Source organism: Amycolatopsis acididurans (assembly GCF_012328925.1).
In the GTDB taxonomy this organism is placed as follows: Bacteria; Actinomycetota; Actinomycetes; order Mycobacteriales; family Pseudonocardiaceae; genus Amycolatopsis_E; species Amycolatopsis_E acididurans.
Genome location: NZ_JAAXLS010000005.1, coordinates 257,777 through 277,857, shown reverse-complemented (window position 1 = coordinate 277,857; position 20,081 = coordinate 257,777). Strand labels below are relative to the sequence as shown.

Annotated in this window: 20 protein-coding genes; 3 read left to right on the top strand and 17 right to left on the bottom strand. The window is 69.0% G+C overall.

Annotation, left to right across the window (positions count from 1 at the left end; translation table 11 throughout):
* Positions 1-60: 60 nt before the first annotated feature.
* The 9 genes from HFP15_RS11510 to HFP15_RS11470 form a co-directional block, all read right to left on the bottom strand.
* Entirely contained in the window at positions 61-825 is a 765-nt protein-coding gene (locus HFP15_RS11510; RefSeq protein ID WP_168514463.1) for a hypothetical protein, read from the bottom strand.
* A 113-nt stretch (positions 826-938) separates the two neighbouring features.
* Entirely contained in the window at positions 939-1,349 is a 411-nt protein-coding gene (locus HFP15_RS11505; protein WP_312871543.1) for a GtrA family protein, read from the bottom strand.
* Positions 1,346-2,329 (bottom strand): glycosyltransferase family 2 protein, encoded by a 984-nt coding sequence (locus tag HFP15_RS11500; RefSeq protein WP_168514461.1) that lies wholly within the window; start codon positions 2,327-2,329, stop codon positions 1,346-1,348. Before HFP15_RS11500 ends, HFP15_RS11505 begins: the two co-directional genes overlap by 4 nt.
* A 102-nt stretch (positions 2,330-2,431) precedes the next feature.
* A complete protein-coding gene (locus HFP15_RS11495) occupies positions 2,432-4,675 on the bottom strand; it encodes a putative glycosyltransferase family protein (protein WP_168514459.1) in 2,244 nt (747 codons plus the stop codon).
* Between the two features lie 47 nt (positions 4,676-4,722).
* Positions 4,723-6,660 carry an arabinofuranosyltransferase gene (locus HFP15_RS11490; RefSeq protein WP_168514457.1) on the bottom strand — a complete coding sequence of 646 codons (1,938 nt, stop codon included), beginning with the start codon at positions 6,658-6,660 and terminating at the stop codon, positions 4,723-4,725.
* Positions 6,657-7,634: a decaprenyl-phosphate phosphoribosyltransferase gene (locus HFP15_RS11485; protein ID WP_376768865.1), complete on the bottom strand. Its 978-nt coding sequence runs from the start codon at positions 7,632-7,634 to the stop codon at positions 6,657-6,659. The genes HFP15_RS11490 and HFP15_RS11485 overlap by 4 nt, the downstream gene beginning before the upstream one ends.
* A gap of 12 nt (positions 7,635-7,646) precedes the next feature.
* On the bottom strand, positions 7,647-8,168 hold the full coding sequence (locus tag HFP15_RS11480; RefSeq protein WP_168514455.1) for a phosphatase PAP2 family protein: 522 nt from the start codon (positions 8,166-8,168) through the stop codon (positions 7,647-7,649).
* A complete protein-coding gene (gene glf, locus HFP15_RS11475) occupies positions 8,161-9,384 on the bottom strand; it encodes a UDP-galactopyranose mutase (protein ID WP_168514453.1) in 1,224 nt (407 codons plus the stop codon). The genes HFP15_RS11480 and glf overlap by 8 nt, the downstream gene beginning before the upstream one ends.
* A 49-nt stretch (positions 9,385-9,433) precedes the next feature.
* Positions 9,434-10,336 carry an LLM class flavin-dependent oxidoreductase gene (locus HFP15_RS11470; RefSeq protein ID WP_168514451.1) on the bottom strand — a complete coding sequence of 301 codons (903 nt, stop codon included), beginning with the start codon at positions 10,334-10,336 and terminating at the stop codon, positions 9,434-9,436.
* Positions 10,337-10,373: 37 nt separating this feature from the next.
* On the opposite strand from HFP15_RS11470, the gene HFP15_RS11465 reads away from it, so the two are divergent.
* Entirely contained in the window at positions 10,374-11,198 is an 825-nt protein-coding gene (locus tag HFP15_RS11465) for a Cof-type HAD-IIB family hydrolase (protein WP_210717041.1), read from the top strand.
* Here the strand turns inward: HFP15_RS11465 and HFP15_RS11460 are convergent.
* Genes HFP15_RS11460 through HFP15_RS11425 form a run of 8 tightly spaced genes read right to left on the bottom strand, consistent with a single transcriptional unit; the run spans position 11,195 to position 17,926 of the window.
* Positions 11,195-11,875 carry a lysophospholipid acyltransferase family protein gene (locus HFP15_RS11460; protein ID WP_168514447.1) on the bottom strand — a complete coding sequence of 227 codons (681 nt, stop codon included), beginning with the start codon at positions 11,873-11,875 and terminating at the stop codon, positions 11,195-11,197. The genes HFP15_RS11465 and HFP15_RS11460 overlap by 4 nt on opposite strands.
* A 24-nt stretch (positions 11,876-11,899) precedes the next feature.
* Positions 11,900-12,805: a lysylphosphatidylglycerol synthase domain-containing protein gene (locus HFP15_RS11455; protein ID WP_312871542.1), complete on the bottom strand. Its 906-nt coding sequence runs from the start codon at positions 12,803-12,805 to the stop codon at positions 11,900-11,902.
* Positions 12,806-12,810: 5 nt separating this feature from the next.
* Complete coding sequence (locus HFP15_RS11450) at positions 12,811-13,926, bottom strand: acyl-CoA reductase (protein ID WP_312871541.1); 1,116 nt, start codon at positions 13,924-13,926, stop codon at positions 12,811-12,813.
* Positions 13,923-14,915, bottom strand: coding sequence for a LuxE/PaaK family acyltransferase (locus HFP15_RS11445; protein ID WP_168514445.1), 993 nt, complete (start codon positions 14,913-14,915; stop codon positions 13,923-13,925). The genes HFP15_RS11450 and HFP15_RS11445 overlap by 4 nt, the downstream gene beginning before the upstream one ends.
* A complete protein-coding gene (locus HFP15_RS11440) occupies positions 14,912-16,309 on the bottom strand; it encodes an AMP-binding protein (RefSeq protein ID WP_168514443.1) in 1,398 nt (465 codons plus the stop codon). Before HFP15_RS11440 ends, HFP15_RS11445 begins: the two co-directional genes overlap by 4 nt.
* Positions 16,306-17,007 (bottom strand): SDR family NAD(P)-dependent oxidoreductase, encoded by a 702-nt coding sequence (locus tag HFP15_RS11435; RefSeq protein WP_168514441.1) that lies wholly within the window; start codon positions 17,005-17,007, stop codon positions 16,306-16,308. The genes HFP15_RS11440 and HFP15_RS11435 overlap by 4 nt, the downstream gene beginning before the upstream one ends.
* Positions 17,004-17,231: an acyl carrier protein gene (locus HFP15_RS11430; RefSeq protein ID WP_210717040.1), complete on the bottom strand. Its 228-nt coding sequence runs from the start codon at positions 17,229-17,231 to the stop codon at positions 17,004-17,006. The genes HFP15_RS11435 and HFP15_RS11430 overlap by 4 nt, the downstream gene beginning before the upstream one ends.
* Positions 17,228-17,926: an acyl-ACP--UDP-N-acetylglucosamine O-acyltransferase family protein gene (locus HFP15_RS11425; protein ID WP_168514437.1), complete on the bottom strand. Its 699-nt coding sequence runs from the start codon at positions 17,924-17,926 to the stop codon at positions 17,228-17,230. The genes HFP15_RS11430 and HFP15_RS11425 overlap by 4 nt, the downstream gene beginning before the upstream one ends.
* A 41-nt stretch (positions 17,927-17,967) precedes the next feature.
* Here HFP15_RS11425 and HFP15_RS11420 point away from each other — a divergent pair, with 41 nt between their 5' ends.
* A complete protein-coding gene (locus tag HFP15_RS11420) occupies positions 17,968-19,074 on the top strand; it encodes a DegT/DnrJ/EryC1/StrS family aminotransferase (protein WP_168514435.1) in 1,107 nt (368 codons plus the stop codon).
* Complete coding sequence (locus HFP15_RS11415; RefSeq protein WP_168514433.1) at positions 19,071-20,057, top strand: Gfo/Idh/MocA family protein; 987 nt, start codon at positions 19,071-19,073, stop codon at positions 20,055-20,057. Before HFP15_RS11420 ends, HFP15_RS11415 begins: the two co-directional genes overlap by 4 nt.
* The last annotated feature ends 24 nt before the right edge of the window (positions 20,058-20,081 follow it).

The following is a 20,081-nucleotide window of genomic DNA, read 5'->3' as shown; positions in this document are numbered from 1 at the left end:
TTACTTGGGCCGGCCGCGAAAGCGGTCGGCCCAAGGACGATGTGGTGTCCTTTGTAGACGCTAGGTGCCCGGCGTGAGTTGCGAGGACTCGCGCCAGCGGTCGAACAGCAGATCCGCGTGGTGCTCGTGGTAGCGGGCCAAATCGTAGATATGTACGGTTTTCGCCCAATGACCGTCTCTCCTGGCGAAACCGTCGGCCTCGGCGCGTTCGGAGTCCCCGCCGAGAAAGCGCAATCCCACCGCCCCGTCCCCCGAGATTCCCATGACCTCACAAGGATGTCCGAGGTACTCGGCGCGCGTGGTCACCTTCGCGACCCGGCCGTCCTCGTTCTCCAGGATCCCCGAGCGCGGGCGACCCTGCACGATCGCGGGCTCGCCGTTGGCCCAACCGCCGATCACCGCGTGTCCCTCGATCGGCCGCGCGAAATGCGCCGCACGCCAACGAGGAAACAGCAGATCCGTCTGCTTTTCGTAGTAGTCGCGCAGATCGCGCAGGTCGGCGGTCCTGTAGTACTCGTACTTGTTCTCCTGCAGGAAACCGTTGACGGTGGCCCATTCCCCGTCCCATTCGGCTTCCATGATGCGCGCCATGCCCGACTCGTCGACGGCGTCCACGAGCACACCGTGCCCCCGGTAGCGCGCGTAGACCTGCACGGAGAACACGCGCTCGCACATCTCGACCGGTGTCGGAGCGGATCTGGGATAGGGCGTCGGCTTGCCGTTGTCGCGAAAATGCACGTAGTTGTCACCGTAGGCGTAGGTCACCGGATACGATGCGCCGTCAAGGACGGCGAATGTGCCACGCCGGTACAGGGGGTAACTCATGACCACCCTTTGCTTTCCCCGACTCCTCATTGCGCTGGGAGTTTACGAGGACCTTACAGGTTCAGCGAATTGACGCGAGCGTGGAGTGCCCAACGCCTTTCACCGACCGGAAGCTACCGCGACGGCTGCGAACTCGTCGCAGGTGGGGCGGCCTCGCGTTCCGGTCCCACGAGCACCAGCTTCGCGATCACGAAGGTGATCGGGATGGCCACGGCGGCGGCGAGCAGCGGCGCGATGACGTGGTTGACGTGGAATACGCCGACCAGAACGTACAACCCGATCGATGTGACGGCGAAGTTCGTCGCGTTCGACAGGGGGAACAACAGGAACTTCTTCAGCGTGGGGCGCGTGCGGAAGGTGAAGAAGCAGTTGAGGAAGTACGAACCGACCATGGCCAGCAGGAACGCGCAGACGTGCGCGGCCAGGTACGGCAGGAACATGTTGAACAGCAGATAAAGCAGGTAGTAGGTGCCGGTGTTGACCACACCGACGAGGCCGAACCGGATCATTCGGTGCAGCGTCACTTGACCGTCCTCTGCACGGCACGCTGGGGCGCGCGCTCGAAGGCCGGGGCTGTGGCCGGTCTCAACCCGCTCGCCTCCTTGACCAGGTAGTGCGGCCGCCGTTTGGTTTCGAAGTAGATGCGCCCGAGATACTCCCCGATCACGCCCATCACGAGCAGCTGCAGACCGCCGAACCCGACCACACCACAGATGATGGTGACGTAACCCGGCACCGGGTTCGCCTGCACCAGCGCCGAGATCAGCACCCAGCCTGCGTAACCGAACGCCAGCAGCGCGCACACCGCGCCGACGTAGATCGCAAGGCGCAGCGGCTTGTTGTTGAACGACACCACGCCGTCGATGCCGTAGTCGAGCAGCTTGCGGAACGTCCAACTGCTCGCCCCTCCTTCGCGCTGCACGTTCTCGTAGTCCACGACCGCGGTGTCGAACCCGATCCAGGAGAACAAGCCCTTGGAGAACCGGTTGTACTCGCGAAGGTTGAGCAGCGCGTCCACCGCAGGGCGCGACAGCAGCCGGAAGTCGCCGAACCCGTCCGGCACGTCGACCTCGACCAGACGGTTGATCAGGCGGTAGAACATCCGGGTGCCGAAGGTCCGCAGCCGGGGCTCGCCCGTCCGCGTCCGCCGCGCGACCACCTGCTGGTAGCCCTGCTTGAGCAGTTCGGCCATGCTGCCCAGCAGTTCGGGCGGGTGCTGCATGTCGGCGTCGAGGATCGCGACGGCGTCGCCCTCGGCGGCGCTCAGGCCGGCGAGCATCGCAGATTCCTTGCCGAAGTTCCGGCTCAGCGAAAGATAGCGGAACCGCGGATCGCTCTCGGTGAGCTCACGCAGGATCGCCAATGTCCGGTCGGTGCTCCCGTCGTCGACGAGCAGGACCTCGAACTCGTCGGCTATACCGGGCAGGACTTCCGACAGGCGTTCATGCAGCCGCCACAAGTTCCGCTCTTCGTTGAAACACGGTATAACGACCGCGAGACGCATAATTCTCCTATCGACCGTCTCCGAATGGCTGTTACACGTCGTTCAACACTTGAGCGATTGAATCACAGCATTCGTAACGTCGTGAAATCCGGGTTAATTATCCTACGCACTGGCCTGTCGGCGACGGCGGCCCAGCAGCTCGGCCAGCTCACGATCTTCGGCTGCGTGCCGGCGCCGCCGTCGCCAGTACCAGAAGCCGGTGTGCACCAGTGCGATCACGGCCGCCCCGCCCAGCGCCCACGCACCGGTACGCAACCCCGGTTCGGTGAACGACAGGCGGAGCACATGCTGACCCGGAGGAACGTTCACGACGATCAGACCGGCGTCGGTCTCCCCGACCGGCACCGGCCTTCCATCCAGCGTGGCGGTGTAGCCGGGCCAGCGCAACCGGGCGAACAGCAGCCGGCCGCCCTCCGCGGGCGCCCGGTAGCTGACGGCCTCGGACTCGGGCTGGTTGTCCGAGGACAGGACCTGCGTGCCCGGTGACGCCCAGGAGACGCGACCGGGATACGGCGGGGCCGAACGCACCCACACCGTCCGCACGTCGTTGCTCGCCATCATCTGCCAGCCCGGCGGGGGCGGCTGGCTGACGACGCCCGGCAGCAATGCCCGCTGCAGGATGAGCGTCTGCACGCGCAGGGCGTCCACCAGCGGCACCCCGGTGTCGCCGACGGGCCGCCAGAGGCGGTTGTAGGCGTCGGGACACACCTGGCCCTTGTAGGTCATGCACAGGGCGACGTTCAGCTTCTCGTAGCTGATTCCGCTGTAGTGGTTGATCGTCTCGGTGCCGCGCAACACGTTCTCGTTGCCGAACAGCAGATCCCCGTGGACGTAGTCCTCTCCCTTGACCAGGGTCTGGTCGGCCAGTTGCAGCACGTTTCCGCGGACGAACGAGTTGCTCTGCCGCACCAGCTGGACCGAGATCGGCGCGCCCGCGATGACGGAGGTCGGCGCGTTGGACGTCGCCGAGCCCGGTGGAAGCTGCGCCGCCTGGAACGTCATGATCGCGACGGTGCCGCCGAGAAGCACCGCGCCGAACGGCCGCGGCCCGTACCTGCGCCACGCCACCACGGAGCCCGCGAGCAGCGCGAGCACGATGACGGTGACGAGCAGGTGCATCCCGAGGATCTGCGGGTTGAGCGCCCAGGAGAAGTACCCGGCCACGACGGCGAGCACGGCCGTCGCCAGCGCGCGTTGACGCACCCGGTCACGGGCGAGGCCGGCCGACAGCAGCACCGCGACGAAGACCGACAGGCCGACGTAAAGATGCTCCACCAGCCGGATCGGCCACCGGAACAACCACAGGTTCGACGGCCCGAGCACCAGCAGGAAGTAGATCCCGCAGATCACCGCGAGGCTGGTCAGCGGCCTGGCGGCGCGGCGCAGCGCGCTGAAGCGCAGCCAGGGCAGCAGCGGGACGATGAACCACGCGAAGTACGTCGAGGGCAGCGTCTCCTGCACCGCGCCGTTCCAGTTCACGATGCCCGGCAGGTACGTCGGCGCGCTGGAGGCGAGCAGATCGCCGAGGTGCGGGACCATGAACATGTCGTTGCTGACCATCGCGAGGCTCTGCCGGTTCGTCACCGGCAGCACCAGCTGCAGCGGCAGGAACGCGAGCAGGCAGGACGCCGCGACACACACGCCGAGCAGCACGTAGCCGCCGATCGCCCGGTAGTTCCGCCGCCGGGCGAGTTCGACGCAGATGCCGACGCTCACGATCGCGATGCCGAGTATCGCGTACGGATTGCCCGTCGTGATCGCGAGAACGCCCAGGACGAACGGCACGAACGGGTTGAGCGCGCCGCGGACATGGCGTCGCGCCGCCCACCAGAACCAGACCAGCCACGTGAGCGCCATCAGCTCGGCCGGCCAGCCCGCTGCCGCGTAGAAGAGCGTGAAGCCCCCGGCCGGCATCGCGAACGCCATCACGACCGAAGGCACCCGTGCCGCGCCGTACTCGCGGCACAGCAGGTAAACCCCCATGCTCAGCAGGGCCAGGAACTCGATGTTCACCAGCGCCGAGGCGGCCGCGAGGCTGTTGAACAGCGACACGACGACGTAGTTGAGCAGCTCGACGGGGTTCCACATCGGGTACTCGCCCTCGGCCGCGTAGTTGCCGCCGTACCACGAAGCCGGATCCATCATCGGCCAGTGCCCGGCGCGCAGTTGCTCGCCGAAGTGGTACCAGATCGTCACGAACGACTCGGGATTGTCGCCCGAGTAGTAGAACAGGTGCTTCAACCAGAACGGGATCGAGAAGACGAGCACGGCCGCCACCCCGATCGCCAGCACGAGCAACGGCTCAGGGAGCCGACGTGACGCCTTTTCCGGCGTTCTGTCGCTCACCTCTGTCACAACGGACCCCCTTGTCCGGCGCAGCCCGCGCCGCCTCGTCAACCCAGTCTGATGATCACTGTGAACGGCCCGACATCGCGCCGGGTGAACCGCGCGGAGTCGAAAAGCACCGGATCGAAGGACACCTCGTCGACGTGCAACGGCACCTCGCGCGGGAACGCGTCGGAGGCGGCGTAGGCGACCAGCTTGCCCTCGACGCGGCGGAACACGAAGACGTTCGGCGCCTCGTACGGGCCCGTGTCGAGCCGCTGGATCAGCTGCGCCGCGTCCGCCGATGCCGCCCAGCCGCGCAACTCGGCGTTGCGCTTGTCGTACTCGCCGAGCGGGTTCGCGTACTGCGGCGTGGTCTGCTGGAAACCCCAGTACGGCGCGAACGACAGCAGCCGGTCATACGCCGAGAGCACGATGTTTCCGGTCCGCGGGCGGCCGGACAGCTGGTCGATGGTGCTGATCAGCGCACCGGTCCAGGCACCGTCCTGACTCGTGTCGTGCTCGCCCTTGGCGTTGTGGCCGTCGGCGTAGTAGTCCGACTCCGCGTTCTGCACCTGTGGCTTCAGCGAGGACGTCACGGCGGTCTGGGTCAGCGACACCGCGCCGGCCAACGCGAGCACGACCCCGGCGATCAACACGGGCCTGGCGTTGCGCACCAGCTTCGGCACCGCGCGCAGAAGTTCGACGGCCGCGAACACCCCGGCGACGGCGAGCACCGTCTGCAGCGTCCCGACGAAGCGGAACGCCAGCAGCGTGGTGCGCACCAGCAACGCGAGCGTGCTCACCACGAACCACGCGTAGACCAACGCGACGACGGTCAGCAGTGAGAACGCGATCGGTTCGCGGCGGGCGCGCACGATCAGCCACACGAGCCCGGCAAGGCACAGCACACCGGACACGCTCGTCGACTCGAACGGCGTCGGGAAGACCGCGCTGGATTCCGGCAGGAAGTGCGCGGCGACGTTCGGTTCGCCCAGACCACCGGCGAGGATGAACGGGGCCCAGGTGACCAGCGCGAGCAGCAGCGTCAGCACGCCCATCCCGGCCAGCCGCAGGAACAACCGCTTGACCGTCGGCCCCACCGCCTCGCCGCGCCGGGCCTGCACAACACCCGCCACGATCGCGAGCAGCACCACGACGGCGACGCCGAACGCGGCGTGCAGGGTGTAGGTCATCGCCGCGATGCCCAGGTACACGCCGATCAGCACGATCGGCCACTTCGGCACCTGGCGGCGGCGGAACACCGACCACGCGAGCACGGCGATCGGCGGCAGCCATGCGGTGGTCGGCCACGCGTAGGGCTCGTCGACGACCACCGTGATCACCGCGACCAGCACGGTCGCGACCGTGGCCAGCAGCGCGAGCCGGCGGCCGACCACCAGGCTCCACAGCACGAAGGCCACCACCGCGGCGAACGCGACCCACAGGATCGAGTACGGCTTGTAGGCGGCCCAGCCGTCCCAGCCGAGCAGGTTCGCGAACCGGCCGCCCAGCCAGAACCAGGCGCCGGGGTAGTACGGCGCGAGGCCGTGGTAGTTCATGTCCGCGAGGCCGCCGCCCGCGGTCATCCGCTCCATGTACTGGAGGCGGAAGGTGTTGTCGACCGAGGACCCGCCCAGGTAGAAGCGGGTGGCCTGCAGCGGGATCGCGAGCAGCAGGGTGGCGAAGGCGCTCAGCGCCGCCCACGCGCCCACGACCTTGACCCACGACGGCCAGCGCCGCGCCCAGCCGAAGGCGATCAGCCCGAAGCACACCGCCAGGATCACCGCGCAGGCCAGGCTGACCAGCGCGGTCGGCACGTTGGTGCCCGGGTCGGTTCCGATCCGGCTCGCCGCGAACGTCAGCGCGAGGCTCAACACGACCGCCAGCAGCCCGCCCAGCACGAGTTCGGCGAGCGTGCGGCCCAGGGTGAGCCGCGTGATCGGTGGTTCTCCGGGCGCGGGTGCGGCCTGACCGGCCGACGCGCGCGCCAACGTCCTCGTCACAGGTAGAAGGTCACCGCGAGCGTCACGACCCACATCACGCCGAGGACCTGCAGCACCCGGTCCTTCAGCACGATCTCCTCGGGCTCACCCGCGGTACCGCCGTCGACGTCGACCGCGTACCGCAGCACCGCGATCACGAACGGAACCATCGAGATCATCGGCCAGATCGACCCGTGCGCGCCCTCGCGCAGGGTGAACGCCCACAGCGAGTAGGACATGATCAGGATCGCGGCGGCGGTGGCCCACACGAACCGCAGGTAGCTGGCCGAGTACTTCTTCAGCGACGAGCGGATCTTCGCGCCGGTGCGCTCGAACAGCATGATCTCGGCGTAGCGCTTGCCCGCCACCATGAAGAGCGAGCCGAAGGCCGTGACCAGCAGGAACCACTGCGACAGGGTGATGCTCGCGGCGACACCACCGGCGATCGCCCGCATCAGGAACCCCGAACCCACGATGGCGAGGTCCACCACCGGCTGGTGCTTGAGACCGAAGCAGTAGCCCAGCTGCACCGCCTCGTACACGCCGAGCACGATCGCCAGCTGCGGGCTCGCCAGGAACGAGACCCCGAGACCCGCCGCGAAGAACACGACGGCGGCCACGTACGCGACCGGGACGGGGACGATACCGGCCGCGATCGGACGGTTGCGCTTCGTCGGATGCGCCCGGTCGGCCTCGACGTCGATCGCGTCGTTGATCAGGTACACGGAGGAGGCGACCAGGGAGAAGGCCACGAACGCGACCACCGCGTCGAGCAGCACGCTGCCGTTGGTGATCTGCGCCGCGGTGAACGGCGCGACGAAGACGAGCACGTTCTTCGCCCACTGGCGCGGGCGTGCGGTCTTCAGCACACCCATCGCCGACCGGATCGGCCCACCCTTGACCGGAGCCTGCTGCTCGGGCTCGGCGGCCTCCGGCTGAGTCTCTACGCTCTCGACCGCGCTGTCCACGTCGGTCTCGTTCACTGATTTGGTCACGAGTGGATTTCCCTACCCCTTTTTGTGGATTTTCCTGCGCAGCAGACCACCGACCACGCCACCGAGCGCCGCACCGGCGAGCACGTCGGTCGGGTAGTGCACCCCGAGCACGAGCCTGGAGGCCAGCATCGGCGGCACCAGAGCGGGAACCAGGTTACGCCCGGTCAGACCGGAGTACAGCACCGCCGCCGCCGTCGTGGACGTCGCGTGCGACGACGGGAAGCTCAGCCTGCTGGGTGTGCCGACCAGAACCTCCACGCTGGGGTCCTCCGGCCGCGGGCGGCGAACCACCCGCTTCACCGCGATCGACGCGGCGTGCGCTCCGACCACGCCGGCCGCCGCGACCAGCCAGTCCTTGCGCCGCGGCTTGTCCACCGCCGCGCCGAGGACACCGGCCGCGAACCATCCGGCGCTGTGCTCACCGAAGAACGACATGCCACGGGCGATCTTGACCGTCGCGGGCCGCTTGAGTGTGCGCTGCACCGATGACAACACGCCGATCTCCGCCGAGCGGGTTGCCTTCTTCTCAAGCATCGATGCTCCCGTCCAGGGGTGCGCCCTCGGTGAGGTGCGGGGCGATCTTGTTGTCGAACACCGACAGCGCCGAACCGATGGCCATGTGCATGTCGAGGTACTTGTAGGTGCCCAGCCGTCCGCCGAAGAGCACGTTGCGCTCGGCGGCTTCCTTCTTGGCCAGCTCGCGGTAGGCCTCGAGCTTCTGCCGGTTCTCCGGCGTGTTGATCGGGTAGTACGGCTCGTCGTCGTCCTTGGCGAACCGCGAGAACTCCCGGACGATGACCGTCTTGTCCTTCGGGTACTCGCGCTCGGGGTGGAAGTGCCGGAACTCGTGGATCCGGGTGTAGGGCACGTCCTCGTCGTTGTAGTTCATGACCGAGGTGCCCTGGTAGTCGCCCACCGGCACGACTTCCTGCTCGAGGTCCAGCGTGCGCCAGCCCAGCCGCCCGGCCGAGTAGTCGAAGTAGCGGTCGAGCGGACCGGTGTAGACGGTCGGGGTGCCGGCCGGGATCAGCTGCCGGACACCGAAGTAGTCGACGTTGAGCCGGACCTCGATGTTGTCGTGCTCGGCCATCTTGTTCAGCCACGCGGTGTAGCCGTCGACGGGAAGGCCCTCGTAGGTGTCGTTGAAGTACCGGTTGTCGAAGGTGTAGCGCACCGGCAGCCGGGTGATGTTGGACGCCGGCAGTTCCTTCGGGTCGGTCTCCCACTGCTTGGCCGTGTAGCCGCGGAAGAACGCCTCGTACAGCGGGCGGCCGATCAGCGAGATCGCCTTCTCCTCGAAGTTCTGCGCGTCCGCGGTCTCGATCTCGCTGGCCTGCTCGGCGATCAGCTTCCTGGCCTCGTCCGGCGTGTGGGACTTGCCGAAGAACTGGTTGATCAGGCCGAGGTTCATCGGCAGCGGGTAGACCTGGCCCTGGTACTTGCCGAACACCCGGTGCTGGTAGCCGGTGAACTCGGTGAACTGGTTCACGTAGTCCCACACCCGCTTGTTCGAGGTGTGGAACAGGTGCGCGCCGTAGCGGTGCACCTCGATCCCGGTCTCGGGCTCGGGCTCGGAGTAGGCGTTGCCCCCGATGTGGGCGCGCCTTTCCAGGACGAGCACGCGCTTGTTCAGCTGCGTGGCGGCGCGCTCGGCCACGGTCAGCCCGAAGAAGCCGGAGCCGACCACGATGAGGTCGTACCCGGTGAAATCGGCTTCCGAAAAGTCAGTCTGGTTCGTGTGCTCGCTCACGGGCGTCGAGGGTACCGGCGTGACGCAGTGCGATTGCGGGCCCCTTGTGCTAATGGCGCTCTTGTAGTCCTGGCAGCACGTCGGCAACCACTTGTTCAAGCACCGTTTCCCGTCCCGCGTAGGGCTCGCTGGAGCGGGGCCAGTGCACGACGATGTCGGTGAACCCCAACTCGCCTGCCCGGCCGGCGGCGTCGGTGAACGCCTGCGCGCTGGAGAGGGAGAACACCGGGGCGGCGTCCAGGCTCAGGTAGCGGGCCACGCCGTCGCGGTCCCGGCCCTCCTCGTCCAGGACCTTGTCGAACCGGGCCGACAGCTCCGCGATCTTGTCCCACCAGCGGTCGAGCGCGCCCGTGCGGTCCGCGTCCTCGGGCGCGGCTCCGGTGGTGACCCACCCGGCCCCGAACCGGGCGGCGAGGCGCATCGCGCGCGGGCCGTTCGCCGCGACGAGGAACGGCGGGCGCGGCCGCTGCACCGGACCGGGCAGGTTCCGCGCGCCCTCGGCCCGGTAGAACTCGCCGGTGAAGTCGGAGTTGTCGGTCATCAACAGCCCGTCGAGGGCCGTGACGAACTCGGCGAACCGGTCCGAGCGCTGCCGTGGCGTCAGTTCTGACTCGCCCATGACCTTGGTGTCGTAGCCGAGGCCGCCCGCGCCGACGCCGAGGATGATACGGCCGTCGGCGATGTCGTCCAGGGTGATCAACTCGCGCGCGAACGGCACCGGGTGCCGGAAGTTCGGGGAGGCGACGAAGGTGCCGAGGCTGATCGTCGATGTCACGGTCGCGGCGGCGGTGAGCGTGGGCACGGCGGAGAACCAGGGGCCGTCGACCAGTGATCTCCAACCGAGGTGGTCATAGGTCCAGGCGTGGTCGAAGCCGTATTCCTCGGCCGCACGCCACTTGGGCTCGGCTGCCCACCACCGGTCCTCGGGCAGAATCACAATGCCTACGCGCACCCGGGCAACGCTATCGGTCAGCCGGGCAACAGGGACAATGGGCGGTGTGGAGAAACCCCAGCTGATCGCTTCCGACGTCGACGGCACCCTGCTCGACGCCTACGAGCGACTGTCCCCCCGGACGCGCGCCGTGGTGCGGCGCGCGACCGACGCCGGCGTGCCGATCGTGCTCGCCAGCGGCCGTCCGCCCCGGTGGATCCCGGCGGTGGCGAACGAGGCGGGCCTGACCGGTTACGCCGTGTGCGCCAACGGTGCCGTGCTGTACGACATCGGCGCGGACCGCGTGGTCGAGGTGCACGGCCTGCTACGGCCCGAACTGCTGATCGAGGTGGTCGCCGAGGTCGAGAAGGCACTGCCGGGCTGCGGATTCGCCGCCGAGCGGATCGGCAACCGCGCCATCGACCCGGACGTGCGCAACCTCGTGATCGAGCACAACTACCGCAATCCGTGGGGCGACGGCGAGGGGATGCGCTCCTCACGGGCCGAGATCACCGGGCATCCGGCGATGAAACTGCTGGTCAGCCGCCCCGGCATGAGTTCGGACGAGATGGCCGCGGCCGTACGCGCGGTGCTGGACCAGTCGGTGGACGTCACGTTCTCCGCCGGGATGGGCCTGGTCGAGATCGCGGCGCACGGCATCACGAAGGCGACCGGGCTGGCGGCGGTGGCCGAGCGGTTCGACGTGCCCGCCGAGCGGGTCATCGCCTTCGGGGACATGCCCAACGACGTGGCGATGCTGCGCTGGGCGGGGCACGGCGTGGCGATGGCCAACGCGCATCCCGCCGCGCGCGAGGTGGCGGACGAGATAACCGGACCCAACACCGAGGACGGCGTCGCGCAGATCCTCGAACGCTGGTTTTAGGCGGGCGGCTTCGGCGCGGTGCCGCCGAGGTGGGCGGGCAGCCACCAGCGGTCGGCGTCGGTGGCGGGGGTCTGCGGGTACTCCGCCTGCGCCTTGTCCAGCAGCAGCGACATGCGCTTGCGCAGGTCGTCGCCGGGGCCCAGCGGCTCCCCCACGAGTATGGAGATCGGCACGTGCCGCTGCGTGAGGTGGCGCGGATGGCCCTTCGTCCACAGCCGCTGCGTGCCCCAGACCGCCATCGGGATCAGCGGCACCCCGGCCTCCTCCGCCATCCGCAGCGCGCCCGACTTGATCGGCTCGATCGTGAACGACGGGCTGATGGTGGCCTCCGGGAACACCCCGACCACCTCGCCGGAACGCAGCCGCGCGACCGCCTCGTCGTAGGAGCCCTTGCCCGCGGCGCGGTCCACCGGGATGTGCCGCATGCCGCGCATCAGCGGGCCCGCGACCGGGTGCTCGAACACCGACTTCTTGGCCATGAACCGGACCAGCCGTCCGGCGGGCTGGGCGCCGAGGCCGCAGAAGATGAAGTCGAGGTAGCTGACGTGGTTGCAGGCGATGACCGCACCGCCGGTCCGTGGGATGTGCTCGCCGCCCTCCACCCGCAGCTTCAGGTCCAGGACCCGGAACATGGTCTTGGCGAACGCGATGACGGGCGGATACACGAGCTCTGGCATGACACCAGGCTACGGGACCGTAGGTTACTCGCTGGTAATCAGGTGGGCCCCGTCGTGCTCGCGGCCCGATTGGGCCGCCCATTTCGACGTACCGGCCGCGGCCAGTGCGGTGAACAGGTCCGCCACCGTGAACATCACGCGCGAGGCGAGCGCGAACGCCAGCGCCTGACCCGCGGGAATGCCCGCGCTGCTGAGCACCGCGACGAGCACGGCCTCACGCACACCGGCGCCGCTGGGCAGCAGGAAGGCGAAGGTGCCCGAGGTCATCGCGAGCGCCATCGCGCCGATGCAGGTCAGCAGCGGCGCGTTGGTACCCGCGAGCAGCCACAGGTGCACGCCCTGCATCGTCCACGCGGCGACCGCGGCGGCGAAGGCCTTCGCGATCGCCCAGCCGCTGACCTTGACCTCGATCGGCGGCCGCCGCAGGAGTTTGCGGGCCAGCGCCGCGGACCAGTTGACGACCTTCGGGTGCAGCAGGACGACGGCGGGCAGTGCCGCCAGCACCCAGCCGTTCGGCGCGGCGAGCAGCGCGAGCGGGAGCGCGGCGACCAGGCCGATGCAGAACTGGATGAGCGAACCGCTCGCGACCCGCGCCCTGGACAGTCCGGCCTTGCGGCCCAGCTCCATCTGCAGCAGGTAAGCCCACAGCGATCCGGGCACGTACTTCCCGAGCTGACCGACCAGGCAGATCCGCGCGCCGCGCAGGAACCCGAGCCGGGTGCCCAGCCCGTCGACCACGACCACCCAGCCCAGCGTCGACACGCCCATGGCGACGACGAGGGCGAGCATGCTCAGCGCGGAGGTCTCCCAGGGGATGCCGCGCAGCGTGCGCCAGAACTCGCTCCAGTTCTGCGTGAGCACCCGTACCGCGAACCCGATGACCACCACGATGGCGACCCAGCGGGCCACATCGAGGATCTTGTTGGTCACAATCGTCAGACGGTAACAGTGGTGAGCTTCGTGAATTCGGCCAGCAGGTTGAATCCGTCCCACACCGGGGAAAACGTCAGTGCCGAGCCGAACGGGACCACGCGGTCCACACCGGACCGAACGCCGAAATCGAGCAGTTCGTCGCGGGAGAACCCGAAATGCGTGACGGTCTGATCCTTGCGCACCACTCTGGGTATGACTTCCTCCAGAGTGGACACCCTCGAATGTGTGAAAACCCCGGCGCCGAGCCACTCGCGGAGCACGGTCGTGGTGTCGAGGCTCGTCACGGCGTCACTGTCGAGGTGGATGCGGCTGACGTGGCCGTCGGCGGCGGCGCCGTAGGCCGAGACCCGCTTGCGCACCGCCATCGCGGGCTCGGTGACGTGCTTCTTCTCCGCCGCGACGGCCACCAGCAGCGCACGGAACTCCGCCGAGACGTCCTCGTCCCCGACCCAGAACACGCCACGCGGTGACGAGCACGCGGCCTGATCGAACCAGTACGCGTCGTTGAAGAAGCCCTCCACCGCCGCGCGCCGCTCGGCCTCGGTGGCGCGCCGCCAGCCCTCGACCGAGACGATCGCGAACGAGGACCGGTCCGGAAAGGTCAGGTCCCGCGCGTGCGGCGCGAGCGGGAACCGGCGCAGTGCTCGCACCGAATTGTCGCCGCCCCACAGCACCCGCAGGTCCGCGGCCTCCGACAGCGCGGCGGTCAGCTCGTCGTCGCGGTCGTAGGTGACGAAGTGCTGGGTCCGGGCGAGGACGGCGTCCTCGATCGAGTGCCAGACGTCGAGGATCGCCCGCGCGGCCGCGCCCGCCCTTGGTGAGATCCGCACGACGTTGGTGTTGCCGGCGAGCGCGGACAGCGCCCACGAGTACACGAACACGGTGTCGACGTTGGCGGGCGGCACGTGGAACACGACGCCACACGGCCTGCGCAAACCGTCCAATTGGGACAGTTGTCGTTCGATCTCCGCGCGGCGCAGGAAAAAGCCCAGCGAGGCCAGCTCCGGGTATCGCCGTCCGAGCGCGAGCAGCTTGCGGGACAACGTCGTCAGGAACGCGACCACACGCTCGTCGCCGACCCGGAGGCCCGAAGGTGCGAGCTCGAAGGGGAGGTTCACGCCGCCGCCAAGGTGTCGGAGCAGCCGCGGGCCTCCGCCTTCGGCAGGCGACCCAGCACGGAGAACCGTTTGCCCGGCCAGTCGCCGTCGTCGATGCCGTGACACACGCCGAGATCCTCGGTCAGCAGCACATGCCCCGGATAGGACCTCGGCAACGTGCTGAGCACCTCGATCACCCCCGGTTCGCCGACCGGCTGCTCCCGCCACGTGCGCGGATCGCGGATCACCACGTCGGCGAAGTCCGGGCAGTACAACCCGTCGCCGGACGGTCCCTCCAGGAACACCGTGCCGATCTGCTCGACCATCCCGTAGTAGTTGTGGATCCGCCGCAGTCCGGTGTCCTCGCGGAACCGGCGGCGGAACTCGGCATTGTCCACCGCGATGTCGGTGAGCTTCTTCCAGCCGCCGGAGTGCACGAGAATCCCGTTGGACAGGTCGAGCCGGTGCTCGCGTGCCACCTCGTAGAGGTACTGCCACACCAGGAAGGTGAACCCGAAGATCAGGAACGGCTCGCCGCCGAACGTGCCGAGAAAGCGCTTCACCGCGTCGAGGTCGGGCTTTTCGGAGTCGTCGAGCACGTAGGTGTGCTTGCGCCCGAAGTTCGCCATGCCCAGCACACCGGCGCCGCGCGCCGACGGGGAACGCACGATGCTCTTGCGGTCCACCAGCAACATCGGCAACCGCGCCGGGCCCAGCACGGTTTGCAGGGTGGCCGCGAGGTGCCGGGTCTGCGCGGCCGCCGCGGCCTTGTCGAGGTGGATCCGCGAAGGCGCGCCTGTGGTGCCCGACGAGGTCAGCACCCGGAACACCTCGTCGTCCGGGATGCTTTTCAGCTCATGCGTCTTGAACAGCCCGACCGGCAGCCACGGCAGGTCCGCGACCTCGGCGAACGGGCCGGAAACGCCGAGCGCGGTGAGGATCCGGTCGTAGGGTGGGCAGTGCGCGCGGTGGTGCTCGGTCAGCGCGGACAGCTCGGCGGCGAGGCTCACACCAGCCCCGCCAGTGTCTGGTAGTCGACTTTTCCGCTGGCCAGCAACGGAATCTCCTCGATCGGGCGGACGTCGAAACCGGACGCGTGCAGGTGCAGCCGCTCCCCCAGCGCCCGTGACGCCTGTTTGCACACGTCCTTGGCGATGCCTTCGGCGAACAACACGACCTTGTCGTCCGCCGGGACCGCCGCGACGATCTCGATGCCCAGCTCGGTGGCGCGCGCGGCCTGCTCCAGATCGTCCAGGCTGACCCGGTTGCCGAACACCTTGCCGATCCGCTTGAGCCGCCCGGTGACGAACAGGAAGCCCTCTTCGTCCAGGTAACCGAGATCGCCGGTGTCGAGCACGCCGTCGAGTTCGTCGCCGAGCGCGAGACCCGCCGCGTCCTCGGCGTAGCCCATCATCACGTTCGGGCCGCGGTAGACGATCTCTCCGGTGATCTTCGGATGTGTGGTCTCCGAACCGTCGCCATGGCGGATGCTGAACTCCCCGCCGGGCAAGGCGGGCCCGACGGAACCGGGCTTTTCCGCGAGCCGGTCGGCCGGCATCGTCGCCATCCGCGGCGCCGCCTCGGTCTGCCCGTACATGACGTACAGACCGCCGTGCGCAGCCCGCATCTTCGCGTCGAACTCGGCGACCAGTTCCGCCCGCAGCCTGCCGCCCGCCTGGGTCAGCGTGCGCAGCCGGGGATGCTCGGCCGGGTCGAACTTCAGCCGCCGCAACATCTCGTAGTGGTAGGGCACCGCGGCCAGCGACGTGCACCCGTGCTCGCTCACCGCCGTCCAGAACTCGCGGCCGAGGATCCCGGACGGTTCCACCACGACGGCCGCACCTGCCGCGAGATGGGAGTTCAGCACCGAAAGCCCGTAGCTGTAGTGCGGCGGCAGGCTGGTCGGCGCGACGTCGTCCGGCCCGATGCCGAGCACCTCGGCGATGGCGTGCGCGTTGGACAGCACCGCACCGCGGGACAGCCTCGCGAAATGCGGTTTGCCGGTGGAACCGCTGGTCGCCATGAGCAACGCGAGATCCGGATGCGGGCGCACACCGACGGAGTCGGTGCGCACCCAGTGCCCGTCCTTCGCGACGTAGCCCAGCGGCGGCTCCTCCTCCGGCGCGGCCAGCACCGCACCCGGCCGGAACCGGTCCATCATCGCGACGAGCGCGCCGGTCTCCAGCGCCGGATCGAGCAGCGCGAGCGCGCGGCCGCCTTCGAACGCGGCCAGGTAGCGCAACACGCTGGGCACGTCGATCGAGGTGCGCGCGAACAGCACGCCCTGCGGCAACGCCGCGAGCGACTCCGCCTCGCGCAGCACGGCGGCCGTGAGCCGTTCTCCCGCAAGCGTTTGCCCGCTGGTCGCGTCAATGATCCGGGCGCCGTCGCCGATGAGTCTCACAGCACCAGGCCTCCGTCGACGCCGAGCACCTGGCCCGTCACGAACGACGCCTCGTCGCTGACCAGGAACCGGATCACGTTCGCGACCTCCTCCGGACGGCCGACTCGCCCGAGCGAGGACGGCACGTCCTTGTCGATGCCTTCGGTCAGCTCCGTGTCGATCAGGCCCGGCGCGACCGCGTTCACCCGGATGCCGAAGCGGCCGAGTTCCTTGGACGCGGACTTCGCGATGTTCGCCACGGCCGCCTTCGACGCGGCGTACACCGTCTGCCCCGCCGCGCCGCGCTCGCCGACCATCGAGGCCAGCACCACGATCGCCCCGCCGCGGCGGCGGGTCATCGCCCGCGCGGCGGCCTGAACGGTGTGCACTGTGCCCGCGACGTTGGTGGCCAGCACCGTTTCGGTGTCGCGGAGCATGCCGAGCACACCGTCGGCGTAGACCCCGGCGTTGGCGACCACGGCGTCCAGCCGACCGTGTTCCTTCGCGACCGCGCGCACCGTCGCGGCCACCGCCTCGGCATCGGTGACGTCCAGCGCGCGACCCTCCGCCCCGAGCGCGGCCGCGACCTCCTTCGCCCGCGTCTCGTCGCGGCCGGTGAGCACGACACGTGCGCCCGCCTCGGTCAGCGCGCGCACGGTGGCCAGTCCGATGCCCCGGGTGCCCCCGGTGACCAGCGCGACCCTGCCATCGAGGCTCACCCCTTGAGCTCCCGCAGCATGTCGAGCGCGACCTTGAACGAGCTCATGTCGATGACCTGGTCGGTTTCCAGCGCAACGTCGAACTCGTCCTCGATGGCGGCCACCAAAGCCATGTGGCCCACCGAGTCCCACGCCTCGATGCCCCGGTACTCGAGCTTTTCGACGTCGACGGTCTCATCGAGGTCCAGTGCCTCGATGAACACGGCACGCAGCTGTTCGTTCAACGGTCTCGTCCTTCCCACGCCCGAACCAAAGTAGAGACGCCGGCGGGCAGCTGGTCCATCAGCCCATCGGGTGGAACTGGCGCCTTGCCCTTGAGCCAGGGTTCGAGCTGGTCAATCGTGTCTTCGGCAAGGCCAAGTCTGGTCAGGCCGACCACGTTGAGACCGGCGACCCGCGCGGGGTTCCCGACCGAAACCGTGAAGGCGCCGACCTCGCGGCGGACGGCTGCGCCCATGCCGATCATGGCGCCGGGCCCGATGCGCACCCGCTGGTGGACGATCGCGCCCATCCCGAGGTTGGCCAGCGACCAGATGTGCACATGCCCGCCGAGCACGACATTGGAGGCCAGGGTGACCGAGTCACCGATCAGGCAGTCGTGCGCGACATGACTGCCCCGCAGGTAGTAGCCCTCGTCGCCGACCGTGGTCTCGCGGTGGGTGCCCTGGTGCACGCTGACGTACTCGCGAATGCGGTTGCGGCTGCCGATCCGCACGCCCGCGCCCGCCGGCTCGTCGTCCCAGGCCGGGTGGGGACCGTCGCGGTCCTCGGCCGGGGTGCCGATCGTGACGTGTGGACCGATCCAGTTGTCGTCGCCGAGCACCGCGGGGCCACGGATGATCGTGTAGGGCCCGATGACGTTGCCGTCCCCGAGCTCGACTCCCGCCCCCAGCACCGCGGTCGGGTGGATTCGGTTCACGGGCGGACACCTTACAGTCAGACCGAAGGAGTACTCGCCGCATGATTCCCATCACCGCTGTGGACGTCCGGGACGCCGAAGCCCTCGTGATCGAGGTGCTGCGCTCGGGCGTGCTCGCGCAGGGGCCGATGGTCGCGCGGCTGGAGGAAGGCTTCGCGCGCCTCACGGGAACGGCGCACGCCGTGGCGGTCAACAGCGGGACGGCCGCGCTGAGCGCGGCACTGGAGGTGCTCGACCTCCAGCCCGGCGACGAGGTGGTGACGTCGCCGTTCACGTTCGTGGCCACGCTGAACGCGATCCTGGAGCGCGGCGCCACGGTGCGCTTCGCCGACGTCACGCGTGAGGACTTCGCGCTCGACCCGGACGCCGTGGCCACCGTGCTCGGGCCGCGCACCAAGGTGCTGATGCCGGTGCACCTGTACGGACAGACCGCGGACATGGGCAAGCTCGTACCGCTTGCCGAGGAGCACGGGCTGGCCCTGGTCGAGGACGCGGCGCAGGCACTGGGCGCGTCCTTTCTCGGCAAACCGGCCGGCTCGTTCGGTTTGGGCTGTTTCTCCTTGTACGCCACCAAGAACGTGACCACCGGCGAAGGTGGCGTGATCACCTGCGACGACGCGGAGGTGGCCGACCGGCTGCGCGTGCTGCGCAACCAGGGCATGCGGGACCGCTACCGCTACGAGGTGGCCGGGCACAACTACCGGATGTCCGAACTGCACGCCGCGGTCGGTATTCCGCAGCTGGCCCGGTTCGACGAACTCGTCGCCGCGCGTCGCCGCAACGCGCGCCAGCTCACCACCGGGCTCACCGGCACGCCGGGACTGGCCGTACCGCAGGTGCTGCCGGGGCGGGCGCACATGTGGCACCAGTACACCGTGCTGATCGGGCCGCACGCGATGCTCTCGCGCGAGGAACTGGCCGCCGAACTCGCCGACCGCGGGATCGCGACCGGGATCTACTATCCGAAGCTGGTGTTCGATCACGACTGTTTCCGCGGTCATCCGCTGATCCCCGCGGTGTCCCCGTCGGACTTTCCCGTCGCGAAGAAGCTCAGCGAGCAAGCCATTTCGCTGCCGGTACATCCCGCGCTGTCGGAGTCCGATGTGGACACCATCGTGCGCGAGGTGCGAGAGGCGCTGGGCGCGTGAGACACCGGATCGCGCTCGTCGGCACCGGCGCCATGGGTTCGTTGCACGCGCGGGTGCTCGCCCAGAGCGAGCGCGCCGATCTGGTCCGGGTGATCGAGCCGAGGGAAGAGGCCGGGCGTGCCTGCGCGGACCGGTTCGGCACCGCATGGAGCCCGGTCCTCGACTCACTGTCCGATGTAGACGCGGTCGTGCTGGCCGCGCCGACCGAATCGCATCACGAACTCGCGACGGAAATCCTCGAGCAGGGCAAGCCGTTGCTGGTGGAGAAGCCGGTCGCGAACGACGTGACCGCCGCGCGGGAGATCCTCACCCTGTCCTCGGCGCTGGACGTGCCGCTGATGTGCGGGTTCGTCGAGCGGTTCAACCCGGCGGTGCGCACCGCGCTGGCGCTGGCTTGCGAGCCGGTGCACCTGATGGCCCGGCGGCACGGGCCGTACGCGCCGAGGATCCGCACCGGGGTCGCCTGGGATCTGCTCGTGCACGACGTGGACTTCGCGCTGCGCCTGTTCGGTGCCGCGCCGACCCGGATCACCTCCGGCGCCGGGTACTTCCATCCCGAGTCCGCGGCCGGCGCCGAGGACGCGGTGGAGACCGTGCTGTCCTTTCCCACCGGCATGGCCTCGGTGTCGGCTTCCCGCGTCGGGCAACGGAAAGTGCGGTCGCTGGTGATCTCCGAACTGGACCGGCTGATCGAGCTGGACCTGATCCGCCGCGACGTCACGATCTACCGGCACGTGTCACACGACGCGGCGACACCCGACGGTCGCGGATACCGGCAACAGGCCGTGGTCGAGATTCCGGAGCTGGTGTCGGTGAGCGAACCGCTGGCCGCACAGCTCGACCATTTCCTCGACCTGCTGGAGGGCCGGGTGGACGCGGCCGAAGAACGTGCGTCGATCCTGCCCGCACACGAGGTGGTGGCCGCCGCGCTGGCCGACGCCGTTTCTTGTAATGGTGGCTTAACGATGCGCTCATCACCCTGAAATGGGCGCACCCGCTAATTACTT

What these genes read in the sequence shown, in the direction of transcription:
- HFP15_RS11420 (WP_168514435.1), top strand. Translation starts at nt 17,968, where the DNA reads ATGATTCCCATCACCGCTGTGGACGTCCGGGACGCCGAAGCCCTCGTG.
- HFP15_RS11510 (WP_168514463.1), bottom strand. Translation starts at nt 825, where the DNA reads ATGAGTTACCCCCTGTACCGGCGTGGCACATTCGCCGTCCTTGACGGC.
- HFP15_RS11460 (WP_168514447.1), bottom strand. Translation starts at nt 11,875, where the DNA reads ATGCCAGAGCTCGTGTATCCGCCCGTCATCGCGTTCGCCAAGACCATG.
- HFP15_RS11480 (WP_168514455.1), bottom strand. Translation starts at nt 8,168, where the DNA reads ATGCTTGAGAAGAAGGCAACCCGCTCGGCGGAGATCGGCGTGTTGTCA.
- HFP15_RS11500 (WP_168514461.1), bottom strand. Translation starts at nt 2,329, where the DNA reads ATGCGTCTCGCGGTCGTTATACCGTGTTTCAACGAAGAGCGGAACTTG.
- HFP15_RS11465 (WP_210717041.1), top strand. Translation starts at nt 10,374, where the DNA reads ATGGGCGGTGTGGAGAAACCCCAGCTGATCGCTTCCGACGTCGACGGC.